Here is an 11,134-nt window from a genome sequence, read left to right as displayed (position 1 = left end):
GCGCGGTAGCGGTCGGCCCAGCGTTTCGCGGTGGTGACCGCGACCTGGAACCGCTCTGCGGCGCGGCGCAGCGGCCAGTCCTCCTCGACGACACACTGGGCCAGTCGGAGCCTGCCGGTTTCGGACAAGGGAGCATTACGGTGGGACACGAGGGCCTCCTGGGCAGTCGGTGCAGATGTCGCAATCCACACCGAACCCGGAGGCCCTCCCTTACGCCAAGATCATCCGATCACGTGTCGCCCCGTACCCAACCACCGTGGTCAGTACACCTAGGTGATCTCGGCGCGGAGGGCGTGCAGGCGGAGTCCGAGCTGCAGTTCCAGGTCGTTGCCCTGCCGCCAGTCGAAACCGAGCACGCTTCCCGCGCGGTCCAGCCGCTTCAGCAGCGTGTTGACGTGGACGTGCAAGGCCCGTGCCGTCGCCGCCACGTTCGCGCGGTTGTCGTAGTAGGCGGCCAACGTCTCCACGAGCTCGGTGCCGCGCTGGCGGTCGTACTCGAGCAGCGCGCCGAGCGAGCCGGCGAGGAACCGGTCCAGCTCGCCGGCCCGCTCGGCGTCGAACACCATGGCGTACAACGCGTACCGGCGCGTGGTCGCGCCGAGGTCGGTGTGCCCGAGCGCGCGCATCACCGCGCCGCAGCGGCCGGCCAGGGAGAACGCGCGGGACCAGTCGTGGCCGGCCGCCCGTTCGCCGACGACCAGGACCGGGGCGCCGAGCGTGCGCCGGAGTCTGCTGTGGACTTCGGCGACCGTTTCCTCGTCGTCGGCGCCGGGCAGCAGCATCGTGGCCCGGCCCAGGTGCTCACCGGCCAGCCCGGCGTGGTCGCGGGCGATGTCGTGCAGGTGCCGGGCCAGGTCGGTCGGGGCCACCGCGGGGGAGTCCGCCACCACGACCAGCTCCAGGCGGTCGGCGTCGATGCCGCGCGCGCGGGCGCGGGTGCGCTGGGCCGGGCTGATCCCCGGGCTGCCCACCAGCAGCTCGGTCAGCAGCTCGCCGCTCACCCGTTCGCCGGCCTCCGCCACGGCCCGCTCCTTGAGGATCAGCAGCCCGAGGATGTGCGTGGCCCGCTCCAGCGTGCGCAGGTCCGTGTCGTCCGGAACGCCGTCCCGGCGCCACACCAGCGCGCCCAGGTAGCTGTCGCCCGCCTGGATCGCCGCCACGCTCAGGCCGGCGGCCACCGTGCAGCGGCCCGAGCGCCGGGCTTCTTCGACGGCGTCGGCCAGTTCGATCTCGCCCGCGCGGTCGAGGAGCGTGACGCTGCCGCCGAGCTGGTCGGCGAGCAGCTGCGCGACGTCGTCCGGGGACCCGCCGGCCAGCACGACGCCGGTCAGCGCCTCGTGGATCGCCTGCGCCCGCTCGATCTTGCGGTACGCGCTTTGCAGCTCCTGCAACGCGGTCCGGCTCGCTTCGTAGAGCCGGGCGTTGTCGAGGGCGACCGCGGCGTGGTCGGCGAACGCGTTCAGCAGCGCGATTTCCTCGGCGTGGAACGACCTTTCCGAGCGGTACGCGGCGAACAGCGCGCCCACCGCCTCACCCCGGATGACCAGCGGCACGCCGAGGAGCGCGACCAGGTCTTCGGTCCCGACCAGCCGGTCGAAGTCCGGATCGTGCTGGATGAGCGTCGAGGACGCGTAGTCGCGCACCCAGTGCGGACTCCGTGAGGCCAGCACCTTGCCGCCGAGCCCCACCGTCGCCGGGATGGCCGCCGCGAGGAACTCGGCGGAGATCGTGCCGTCCGACGCGCGGGCCGACAGCCTGCCGTCCGGGCCGACCAGCGAAAGGTAGGTGAAGTCCGTGCCGATCAGGTCGTGCGCGTGGTGGACGATCGACTGCAGGACCTCGTCCAGCCCGCCGAGCGCGGTGAGGGACTTGACGGTCGCGTACAACGACGCCAGCTCGCGCTGCCGCCGCGCGAGCGGTGCCTCATCGGTCACCACGCCTCCTCTTCGCGATCAGGTGGACGAAAGGCCCACCGACCCGCCGTGAGGAGTGGGTGGTCCGCACCTCATCCGCAGCGTAACGGCGCCCTAGCATCTCCGCCATCACCAGGCTGCGCTCAACGACGAAGGCGGCACCCATGGCAATCCCGCTCACCCAGCCCGAAGGGCAGTCCGGCTCGGCCGTGTCCCCGACCCGGCGCCGGGCCTTCCGCAAGCTGCTGGCCGCCGGGCTCGTCGGCAGCTCGATCGAGTGGTACGACTTCTTCCTCTACGGCACCGCGGCCGCGCTGGTGTTCCCCAAGGTGTTCTTCCCGCATTCCTCGGCGCTGACCGGGACCCTCCTCGCCTTCAGCACGTTCTGGGCGGGGTTCGTGGCGCGACCGGTCGGCGGCGTGCTCGCCGGGCACCTCGGCGACAAGTACGGGCGCAAGCCGGTCGTCGTCGCCTGCCTGGCCGTGATGGGAGCGGCGACCTTCCTGATCGGCTGCCTGCCGACCGCGGCCGCCGTCGGCTCGCTGGCCCCGACGTTGCTGGTCATCCTGCGGTTCGTCCAGGGGCTCGCGACCGGCGGCCAGTGGGGCGGCATCATCCTGCTGCTCACCGAATCCGCCGGGCCCAAACGCCGCGGCTTCGCCGGAACCTTCGGCCAGACCAGCGTTCCCGTCGCCGTGATCATCTCCAACCTCATCTTCGTCGCCGCCAGCGGCCTGATGCCGGACGCCGCGTTCCTGTCCTGGGGCTGGCGGATCCCGTTCCTGCTCAGCGTCTTCATGTTCGCGGTCGTCCTCTACATCCAGGCCAAGGTGGAGGACACGCCGGAGTTCCTCGAGCTGCAACGGGAAGCGGCGAAGTCGGACGACGAGGTCGTGGTCCGGGCCCCGCTCGCGCAGGTCCTGCGCAGCAAGTGGGGGACGATCCTGCTCGGCTGCGGGCTGCTGTCCGCCACCAACAGCCTGTTCTACGTCAGCATTTCCGGGCTGTTGAGCTACGGCACCGGATCGCTGGGGCTCAAGCGCGACGCCCTGCTGGCCGTCGTGCTGCTGGCCTCCGCGGCGATGCTGCTGACCATCCCGTGGTCCGGGCACCTCTCGGACAAGATCGGCCGCCGGCCGCTGATCCTCGTCGGCGGGCTGGGCGTCGCCGCCTGGGCCTTCCCGTACTTCGGGCTCGTCGGCACCAAGTCCCTGCCGCTGATCTTCGTCGCGGTGGCGGTCGGGTTCGTCTTCCAGTGCCTCACGTACGGCCCGATCGCGAGCTTCCTCGGCGAGCTCTTCGCGCCGGCTGTGCGGTACTCGGGAGCGTCGCTGTCCTACCAGCTTTCGGCGATCATCGTCAGCGGCGGGACGCCGTTCCTCATGACGGCGCTCATCGCCAAGACCGGCAGCACCTGGCCGGTCGCCGCCTACATCACGCTGATGGGGCTGATCACGTTCGCCAGCGCGTGGTTCCTGCCCGAGACGAACCCTGCGCCGGTCCGGGAAGACCCGGAAGCCGTGCCCGGCGCCCACCTCTACCGCTGAACTCCCGAAAGGAGACCGGAGTGCGAAAGTTCTCCCTGTTCGCCGCGGTGCTGGTGGCCGGCGCGTCGGTGGTCGCCGGAACCGGGCCCGCGGGCGCCGCGACAGCGTGCGCCGGGCTGGACCACCTGACGATCCCGGCATCGGCGATGAGCCTGCCGACCACCGGCGGGCGCGTCACGGCGGCGGCGGTCGTGACCGGCACCGCCGGCGAGTACTGCCGGGTCGACGCGGACCTCTTCCCCGTGGACCGGACGGCGCCGTCGATCAAGATGCGCGTCGCGCTGCCCCGCGACTGGAACCGCAAGGCGCTGATGTTCGGCGGTGGCGGCTACAACGGCACGATCCCCGACGTCGCGTCGAACGTGCCGTTCGGCCCGGCCGACCAGCCCGTGCCGCTGGCCCGGGGCTACGCGACCTTCGCGAGCGACTCGGGGCACCAGCAGAACCCGGCGTCCCCGCCGTCGCTGGACGGCTCGTTCGGCGCGAACGACGAGGCACTGGTCAACTTCGCGGCCGGCGACGCGCTGAAGAAGACGCGGGACGCGAGCCTGTTCCTCATCCGGCACGCCTACGGGACGTCGCCCGCTGAGACGTTCTTCGCGGGCGGGTCGACCGGTGGCCGCGAGGCCCTGAACGTCGCGCAGCGGTGGCCGACCGCCTTCGACGGCGTCATTTCCGCTTACCCCGCCTGGAACAACATGGCGGAGATCCTGGATCTCGGCTACCTGACCCAGGTTCTCTCGCGGCCCGGTGCGTTCCCGACGCCGGACAAGCAGAAGCTGGTCTACGACAGCGTAATCAGCGCCTGCGACGGGCTCGACGGTGTCAAGGACAACGTCGTCTCGAACCCCGGTGCGTGTCACTTCGATCCGCGCGTGCTGCGGTGTCCCGGCGGGGCCGACGCGGGTCCCGCGTGCCTGTCCGATCCGCAGATCGGGGCGGTGAAAGCGATGTCGTCGCCGTTCCGGTGGCCGTACCGGATCGCCAGCGGCGAAACGCAGTACCCGGGCTTCCCGTTCCTCTCGGGCGCGGACATGCGGACGCCGTTCCTCGGCTTCGGGACCACCGCGCCGGCTGATCCCATGCCGGTGACGAGCGGCTACGGGATGCAGTACTGGGACCAGTGGGTCAAGTACTTCCTGACCCGGGATCCGCAGTACCGCTCGCTCGACGTCGATCCCCGGCACCCCGGGAAGTGGCTGAGCCGGATCAGCGAGCTGTCGAAGATCCAGGACCGCAACAACGCCGACCTCCGCCCGTTCGCCCGGGCCGGCGGCAAGCTGATCCTCCTGCACGGCGCGGCGGACGAGCTGGTCTCGCCGTACTCGACGAGCGACTACTACGAGCGCGTGCGGTCGGTGGTGGGGCCGCGCACGACCGACAGTTTCCTGCGCTACTACGTCGTGCCGGGCGCGAACCACGCCAACTTCGGCAGCCCGGCGTTCGCGGCGTCCTGGGATTCGCTCACGGCGCTGGAACGCTGGGTCGACAACGGACAGTCGCCGGTGAACCCGGTCGTGACCGATTTGGCGCACGCCCGTACTCGGCCGCTGTGCGCGTACCCGGGGTGGCCCCGGTACCGCGCGGGCGACCCGGACAGCGCGTCGAGCTACGTCTGCACCCGCTGACCGGCGGGCGGAGGGTCAGCGCCGGGCAGACCGGGTCAGCTCGGCCGAGACGGTCCAGAGCCGGCGGGCGAGATCCGGGTCGAGGGCCCACTCCTTGACGCCGTGCGGGTGGTCGGCGAGGTCGGCGTCATCGGGGACGGTGTAGGCCTCCCGCGCGTCGTCGAGGTAGTGCCCGCCGGTGCGGGCGAACTCGGGGGAGACGGCGGCGACGACGCTCGTCGCCGCTCCCTGCCCGATGGTCTTGTACCGGAAGATCCCGGCCGCTTCGGCCGCGGCCAGGGACGCCTTCTGCGCGTCGGTGAAGTCGCGCTGGAGGCCGGTCGCGACGCCGCCGGGGTTCACGGCGTTCGCGAAGATCCCGTCGGCCGCCCAGCGGCGCGTCGCTTCGACGGCGAAGAGCGAGTTGGCGGTTTTCGATTGCGCGTAAGCGATCTGCGGGTCGTACGGCCGCCTCGTGAAGTGCAGGTCGGTGAAGTCGACGCCGGCGCGCATGTGCGCGGTCGAGCTGACCGAGACGATCCGCGCCTCGCCCCGGTCTGCCGCGCCCGCCGCGAGGGCGTCATGCAAACCGGTGGCCAGCGCGAAGTGGCCGAGGTGGTTCGTCGCGAACTGCAGCTCCCACCCCTCCGGCGTGCGGAACAGCCCGCCGGTGACGATGCCCGCGTTGGCGACGAGCAGGTGCAGCGGACCCGCCCAGGCGTCGGTGAACCGCCGGACGGATGCCTGGTCGGCGAGGTCGAGCCGGGCGACCCGCGAGGGTTCCGCGACGGCGGCCGGGTTCCGGACGGCGAACGTCACCTCGGCGCCGGCGGCGGCCAGCACCCGGGCCGTCTCGGCGCCGAGGCCGGAGGACGCGCCGGTCACGATCGCGCGGACCCCGGACAGGTCGACGCCGGCCAGCACTTCGGTCGCGGTGCTGGCGGCGGTGAACGGTGTGGTGATCATGGCTTCGACTATACCTACTAGGCAGAAATTGTAAAGTAAGTCTAGAGTGGTCGACATGGCTTCCGAACCGCCGAAACCCGCCGACCGTCGTGACGCGGTGCTCGAGTCGGCCCTGCTCACCTTCGCCCGGCACGGCTACCGGAAGACGTCCATGGACGAGGTGGCGCGCGCGGCCCGGATCTCCCGGCCGGGCCTCTACTTCCTGTTCGAGTCGAAGGAGACGCTGTTCCGGGCCGCGGTCACCCGCGCGCTGGAACAGGACCTCGGCGCGGCCGAGCGGATCCTGGCGGACCCGGGCAAGCCGCTGCGCGAGCGGGTCACCGGCGCGTTCGACAGGTGGGCCGGCCGGTACGTCGGGCCGTTGAGCCGGGACGTGACCGGCGTGATCGAGCAGAACCCGGACCTGCTCGGCGACGTGGTCGAGACCGCGCCGGCGCGCTTCGAGGCACTCGTGACCGACGCGATCGCCGAGGTGACCGGGCGGGCCGCGGCGACCCGCGTCGCGCAGACGTTGCTCAGCGCGTCGGTCGGCCTGAAGCACCAGGTCGAGACCCGTGAGGCCTACCTGGCCCGCTTCACCACCGCGGTCGAGCTGCTGGTCCCTCAGAAGGCGTAACGGACCCGGAGGTAAGGCGCCCGTTCGGCGATCAGGTCGAGCAGCTCGTCGAGGAGAACCCGCTTCCGCCCGGCGCGGTAGCGGACGTTGCTGCCGCCGCCCTCGCTGCGCTTGGTCTCCTGGAGGTCGGGCCGCCACAGCACCTGCTCGGCTTTCGGGTGCCAGCCGAGGTTGACCTCGTGCAGCGGGCGGTTGTGCGTCAACATGACGACCTCGGCGGCGAGCTGGGCCTTGGTGGCCTCGCTCGTGGCGTCCCCGAGGTCGGTCAGCAGCTCCGCCCAGTCGTCGAGCCGGCCCGGGTGGACGACGACGGGGCTGAGGTTGACGTGGACCTCGTACCCCGCCTCGACGAAGTCGTCGAGGGCCCGGTCCGGCCGCGCGGGGCCAGGGCGAGCAGGCCGCGGTTGACGTACTTGGTGGCGAAGCTCGCCTTCGCGGTCGGCTGCCCGGCGAACAGCCCGATCAGGTCGGCGACGTTGTCGCTGATCAGGGCGTCGACCGAGCAGTCGGAGTTCTCGCCGATGTCGTAGACCCACGCGTCCGGGTCGCACTGGTCGGGCTCGGGCTTCGGCCCCTGCCGGGCGATGTGCCGGGACAGGTAGCCGGTGATCCGGCCGATGTCGGCGAAGACCGTGATCGGGTTCGAGTAGCCCTTGTGCCGCGGGACGTAGCAGTAGGCCGCGCGGTCAGCGATGCGCGACGGGGACAGCAACCGGTCCCGTTCGGCTTCGGGAGAGGGGGTGATGGACAGCTCCAGTCGGGATGGGCCGAGGGTGAGAGCTGTGGTGTCAACCCCGCGCCAGTTTACCGGGACCGCACGGGTGGCAAGGTCAACCCGGTCTTCTCCGGCGTCGTGGCGGCACCCCGGGAACGCCGGTGCGGCGGCCGCCCGGCGATCATGTTGACTGTCGGCCATGTCCGACCCCGATATCCCCGCACCGCAACCGTCCCCCGCGCCCGCGCCCGCGCCCGCCCGGCGCGGCTCCGGCCTGCTGGCCACCGCGATCCTCTTGGCCGGCCTCGGCGGCGGCCTGCTGGCCTGGCACCCCTGGGACAAGCCGCCGGCTCCGGAGCCGCCCAAGGACCCGCAGCGCATCACCATCCAGCACGTCGGTGACCAGCGCGATCCCACCGACTCCGAGTCGAGCCGGCCGGTGTACTGCCTGACCAACGAGACCGGCGGCCTGTACTGCATGGTGATGCCCAGCCGGTACAGCGGCATCGAGGAAGACCGGAAGTAGTCAGTCCTGGGGCGTGAGCAGGACGACCGGGATCACGCGCTCGGTCTTCTCCGCGTACTCCGCGTACAGCGGGAAGATCTCCACCATCCGCGGCCAGAGTGCTTCGCGCTCGGCCGGCGACGCCACGCGGGCGCGGGCGGTGAACCGGCGGGGGCCGACCTGGACGCCGACGCTCGGCTCCGCTTCCAGGTTCTTGAGCCACGCCGGGTCGTCGTCCGCGCCGGCCTTGGAGGCGACGACGACGAAGTCGTCCCCGGACCTGCCGTAGATCAGGCAGGTCCGGCGCGGCTCGCCGGTCCGCCGCCCGGTCGTGGCGAGGATCAGCGTGTACACGCCGTTCGATTCGTGGCCCTCGGTGCCGCCCGAGGCCAGGTAGGTGCGGGTCTGCTCGGCGACCCAGTCCCAGCTCGAGTCGCCGGCGCGGTCGAGGTCGGCGGCGATGGCCATGGTGGCGGTCCTCTCGGTGCGGTCGGTGCTGCTCGATCGTGCCCGGGACGGAGCCGGCCCCGCGTTCTCGACACGCGCTCACCGCCGCATCCGCGGATCGTGCGACGGGTCGGGGTAGAGCGGCGGGCACCCCTGGTCGACGGCCTCGGGACGCAGCTCGTAGTGCCACGGCTCGTTGCGGTAGATCTGGCACAGCCCGTATCCGGCGCCGTGCTCGGCCAGCCATGCCCGGGCCGCGGGCGGCCAGACGTCGACCGCGTCGCCCGACACGTGCGCCGACGTGCCGGGCGTGGCCACCCAGCGGGCCGCCTCCGCCGCCGAGCCGTACTTCGCGACCGCTTCCCGGAACAGGTGCGCCTGGTACTCCGGGGAGCGCCAGCCGCCGTAGACGAAGAACCCGACCGAGGCGTCCGTGGCGGCCCGGCGCAGGGCGCCGAGCAGGGCGGGGGCGAGGTTGACCACGGCCGGGGCCGCGTCGTCGAAGACCGGGACCGGCCGGGGGACGGCGCCGTGCGCGGTGAAGTCCATGCCCCCAGTCGAGGCGGCGGGGCGTTGCCGGCCCGTATGCGGTTTTCGATAAGCCGGCGATACGGGCCCGCTCGTAGCATCGGGGGCATGCGTGTGCTGGTCGTCGAGGACGAACCCTTCCTGGCCGAGGCGATCCGCGACGGGCTGCGCCTGGAGGCGATCGCCGCCGACATCGCCGGCGACGGCGACACCGCGCTGGAGCTGCTGAGCGTCAACGCCTACGAGCTCGCGGTCCTCGACCGCGACATCCCCGGCCCGTCGGGCGACGAGATCGCGGAGCGCATCGTCGCCTCCGGCAGCGGCATCCCGATCCTCATGCTCACCGCCGCCGACCGGCTCGACGACAAGGTGACGGGGTTCGAGCTCGGCGCCGACGACTACCTCACCAAGCCGTTCGAGCTGCGGGAGCTCGTGCTCCGGCTCCGCGCGCTCGACCGCCGGCGCGCCCACAACCGGCCGCCCGTGCGGGAGATCGCGGGCCTGCGGCTGGACCCGTTCCGCCGCGAGGTCCACCGGGACGGCCGGTACGTCGCGCTGACCCGGAAGCAGTTCGCCGTGCTCGAAGTCCTCGTCGGCGCCGAAGGCGGCGTCGTCAGCGCCGAAGAGCTGCTCGAACGGGCCTGGGACGAGAACGCCGACCCCTTCACCAACGCCGTCCGCATCACTGTCTCCGCCCTGCGCAAGCGGCTCGGCGAACCCTGGCTCATCGCCACCGTGGCCGGCGTCGGCTACCGCATCGAAGCCCCGGGAGGCGACCGTGGATAGGAAGCCCGGCCTGAGCGTCCGCCTCAAGCTCACCCTCAGCTACGCCGGTTTCGTCATGGTCGCCGGCGCCCTGCTGCTCGCGGCCGTGGGGCTGTTCCTGCTGTACTACCAGCGACTCGGCCTGGAAACCATGCCGGTGGTGATGTCGCCGCCGGGCCGAGTCCTCATCCGCGGCTTCGCGCCGTCCGCGATCGCGGTGCTGATCTTCCTGCTGGTGTTCGGCCTCGCCGGCGGCTGGGTGCTGGCCGGCCGGATGCTCGCCCCGCTGACCCGCGTCACCGACGCCACCCGCCTCGCCGCCGACGGCTCGCTTTCCCACCGGATCCGGCTCCCCGGCCGCAAGGACGAGTTCCGCGAGCTGGCCGACGCCTTCGACACCATGCTCGAACAGCTCGAATCCCACGTCACCGCCCAACAGCGGTTCGCGGCCAACGCGTCCCACGAACTCCGCACGCCGCTGGCCGTGACGCGGACGCTGCTCGAGGTCGCCCGCAAGGACCCGGCCCGCGACCCGAGCGAGCTCGTCGAACGCCTGCACGCGGTCAACACCCGGGCGATCGACCTCACCGAAGCGCTGCTCGTGCTCAGCCGGGCCGACCAGCGGTCGTTCGCCCGGGAAACCGTGGACCTGTCGTTGACGGCGGAAGAAGCCGCCGAGACGCTGCTGCCCCTGGCGGAAGAACGCGGCGTCACGATCGAGACGTCCGGCGAGACGACCCCCACGCTCGGGTCGCCGGCGCTCCTGCAGCAGCTGACGACGAACCTGGTGCACAACGCGATCGTCCACAACCTGCCCGGCGAAGGCACGGTGTGGGCGACGACCAGCGTGGATCCCGGGCGCGTGGTGCTCACGGTGGAGAACACGGGGGAGCCGCTGCCGCCCCAGCTGGTGTCGACGCTGGTCGAGCCGTTCCGGCGCGGCACCGAGCGCATCCGCGCCGGCCACACCGGCGTCGGGCTCGGCCTGGCGATCGTCCACAGCATCACCCAGGCCCACGGCGGAACCCTGACCCTGGCCCCCCGCGACGGCGGCGGGCTCCACGTCACGGTCCGGCTGCCCATCTGTATCGCCCGCCGCCCGCGGTGAGGTCCTTGAAGTAGCTGTGCGAGGTCGACGTGCGCAGGTAGCCGAGACCTTCGTAGAACGGGTGGGACTCCGGACGCACGACGTTCGAGCGGACCACGATCGCCGGCAGGCCCCGCCGGGCCGCCCACTGTTCGGCGGCCCGGACGAGAGTGCGGCCGAGGCCGGCCCGGCGGGCCGCCGCGTCGACGACCAGCCCGGTGATCTCGGCGTGTTCGTCCTGGTGCAGCAAAGCCGGTCGTCGCTCGACGCCGACGTAGCCGGCCAGCCGGCCACCCTCGTCCGCGACGAGCACGTGCTGCGTCGCCGATTCGAGGATGCCCGCCAGTCGCCGGCCGACGGTGCCGGGTTCGCTCGGGTACCCGAGCTGGGCCAGCAGCTCGACGAGACGCGGGGCGTCGGCGGCCCGCACCGGGCGGA

14 protein-coding genes are annotated in these 11,134 nt (G+C 72.1%); 6 read left to right on the top strand and 8 right to left on the bottom strand.

Annotated elements, in window-relative coordinates; genetic code table 11:
- Both ABFJ78_RS43070 and ABFJ78_RS43065 read right to left on the bottom strand, forming a co-directional pair.
- On the bottom strand, window positions 1–149 hold a 149-nt coding region (locus ABFJ78_RS43070), incomplete at its 3' end, for a leucine zipper domain-containing protein (protein ID WP_436393224.1).
- A gap of 120 nt (window positions 150–269) precedes the next feature.
- Entirely contained in the window at window positions 270–1,934 is a 1,665-nt protein-coding gene (locus ABFJ78_RS43065; protein ID WP_436393220.1) for a helix-turn-helix domain-containing protein, read from the bottom strand.
- Between the two features lie 143 nt (window positions 1,935–2,077).
- On the opposite strand from ABFJ78_RS43065, the gene ABFJ78_RS43060 reads away from it, so the two are divergent.
- Together ABFJ78_RS43060 and ABFJ78_RS43055 are read left to right on the top strand one after the other, a co-directional pair.
- A complete protein-coding gene (locus tag ABFJ78_RS43060) occupies window positions 2,078–3,460 on the top strand; it encodes an MFS transporter (RefSeq protein ID WP_436393219.1) in 1,383 nt (460 codons plus the stop codon).
- Window positions 3,461–3,606: 146 nt separating this feature from the next.
- Window positions 3,607–5,088, top strand: a complete 1,482-nt coding sequence (locus ABFJ78_RS43055; protein WP_436393223.1) for a tannase/feruloyl esterase family alpha/beta hydrolase — start codon at window positions 3,607–3,609, stop codon at window positions 5,086–5,088.
- Between the two features lie 15 nt (window positions 5,089–5,103).
- Here ABFJ78_RS43055 and ABFJ78_RS43050 read toward each other — a convergent pair whose 3' ends face one another.
- Window positions 5,104–6,033, bottom strand: coding sequence for an SDR family NAD(P)-dependent oxidoreductase (locus ABFJ78_RS43050; RefSeq protein WP_436393218.1), 930 nt, complete (start codon window positions 6,031–6,033; stop codon window positions 5,104–5,106).
- Window positions 6,034–6,088: 55 nt separating this feature from the next.
- On the opposite strand from ABFJ78_RS43050, the gene ABFJ78_RS43045 reads away from it, so the two are divergent.
- Window positions 6,089–6,649: a TetR/AcrR family transcriptional regulator gene (locus ABFJ78_RS43045; RefSeq protein WP_436393217.1), complete on the top strand. Its 561-nt coding sequence runs from the start codon at window positions 6,089–6,091 to the stop codon at window positions 6,647–6,649.
- Here ABFJ78_RS43045 and ABFJ78_RS43040 read toward each other — a convergent pair.
- Window positions 6,637–6,855 carry a hypothetical protein gene (locus ABFJ78_RS43040; protein ID WP_436393216.1) on the bottom strand — a complete coding sequence of 73 codons (219 nt, stop codon included), beginning with the start codon at window positions 6,853–6,855 and terminating at the stop codon, window positions 6,637–6,639. The two genes, ABFJ78_RS43045 and ABFJ78_RS43040, sit on opposite strands and share 13 nt — an antisense overlap.
- 59 nt (window positions 6,856–6,914) lie before the next feature.
- On the bottom strand, window positions 6,915–7,361 hold the full coding sequence (locus tag ABFJ78_RS43035; protein WP_436393215.1) for a hypothetical protein: 447 nt from the start codon (window positions 7,359–7,361) through the stop codon (window positions 6,915–6,917).
- A 202-nt stretch (window positions 7,362–7,563) separates the two neighbouring features.
- On the opposite strand from ABFJ78_RS43035, the gene ABFJ78_RS43030 reads away from it, so the two are divergent.
- Window positions 7,564–7,890, top strand: a complete 327-nt coding sequence (locus ABFJ78_RS43030; protein ID WP_436393214.1) for a hypothetical protein — start codon at window positions 7,564–7,566, stop codon at window positions 7,888–7,890.
- Here ABFJ78_RS43030 and ABFJ78_RS43025 read toward each other — a convergent pair whose 3' ends face one another.
- Window positions 7,891–8,337 carry a nitroreductase family deazaflavin-dependent oxidoreductase gene (locus tag ABFJ78_RS43025; RefSeq protein ID WP_436393213.1) on the bottom strand — a complete coding sequence of 149 codons (447 nt, stop codon included), beginning with the start codon at window positions 8,335–8,337 and terminating at the stop codon, window positions 7,891–7,893.
- A 78-nt stretch (window positions 8,338–8,415) separates the two neighbouring features.
- A complete protein-coding gene (locus tag ABFJ78_RS43020; RefSeq protein ID WP_436393212.1) occupies window positions 8,416–8,865 on the bottom strand; it encodes a M15 family metallopeptidase in 450 nt (149 codons plus the stop codon).
- A gap of 87 nt (window positions 8,866–8,952) precedes the next feature.
- Between ABFJ78_RS43020 and ABFJ78_RS43015 the strand changes: the two genes are divergently transcribed.
- Window positions 8,953–9,630 (top strand): response regulator transcription factor, encoded by a 678-nt coding sequence (locus ABFJ78_RS43015; RefSeq protein ID WP_436393211.1) that lies wholly within the window; start codon window positions 8,953–8,955, stop codon window positions 9,628–9,630.
- Window positions 9,623–10,717, top strand: a complete 1,095-nt coding sequence (locus ABFJ78_RS43010; protein ID WP_436393210.1) for a sensor histidine kinase — start codon at window positions 9,623–9,625, stop codon at window positions 10,715–10,717. The genes ABFJ78_RS43015 and ABFJ78_RS43010 overlap by 8 nt, the downstream gene beginning before the upstream one ends.
- Here the strand turns inward: ABFJ78_RS43010 and ABFJ78_RS43005 are convergent.
- Window positions 10,674–11,126, bottom strand: coding sequence for a GNAT family N-acetyltransferase (locus tag ABFJ78_RS43005; protein WP_436393209.1), 453 nt, complete (start codon window positions 11,124–11,126; stop codon window positions 10,674–10,676). The two genes, ABFJ78_RS43010 and ABFJ78_RS43005, sit on opposite strands and share 44 nt — an antisense overlap.
- Window positions 11,127–11,134 lie beyond the last annotated feature (8 nt).

The organism is Amycolatopsis sp. MEPSY49 (assembly GCF_051337345.1).
In the GTDB taxonomy this organism is placed as follows: domain Bacteria; phylum Actinomycetota; class Actinomycetes; order Mycobacteriales; family Pseudonocardiaceae; genus Amycolatopsis.
This window is presented reverse-complemented; position numbering and strand designations above follow the sequence as displayed.

Excerpts from the sequence above, each read along its gene's own strand:
- ABFJ78_RS43060 (WP_436393219.1), top strand. The coding sequence starts at position 2,078 with ATGGCAATCCCGCTCACCCAGCCCGAAGGGCAGTCCGGCTCGGCCGTG.
- ABFJ78_RS43055 (WP_436393223.1), top strand. The coding sequence starts at position 3,607 with ATGAGCCTGCCGACCACCGGCGGGCGCGTCACGGCGGCGGCGGTCGTG.
- ABFJ78_RS43050 (WP_436393218.1), bottom strand. The coding sequence starts at position 6,033 with ATGATCACCACACCGTTCACCGCCGCCAGCACCGCGACCGAAGTGCTG.
- ABFJ78_RS43045 (WP_436393217.1), top strand. The coding sequence starts at position 6,089 with ATGGCTTCCGAACCGCCGAAACCCGCCGACCGTCGTGACGCGGTGCTC.
- ABFJ78_RS43040 (WP_436393216.1), bottom strand. The coding sequence starts at position 6,855 with ATGTTGACGCACAACCGCCCGCTGCACGAGGTCAACCTCGGCTGGCAC.
- ABFJ78_RS43030 (WP_436393214.1), top strand. The coding sequence starts at position 7,564 with ATGTCCGACCCCGATATCCCCGCACCGCAACCGTCCCCCGCGCCCGCG.
- ABFJ78_RS43025 (WP_436393213.1), bottom strand. The coding sequence starts at position 8,337 with ATGGCCATCGCCGCCGACCTCGACCGCGCCGGCGACTCGAGCTGGGAC.
- ABFJ78_RS43020 (WP_436393212.1), bottom strand. The coding sequence starts at position 8,865 with ATGGACTTCACCGCGCACGGCGCCGTCCCCCGGCCGGTCCCGGTCTTC.
- ABFJ78_RS43015 (WP_436393211.1), top strand. The coding sequence starts at position 8,953 with ATGCGTGTGCTGGTCGTCGAGGACGAACCCTTCCTGGCCGAGGCGATC.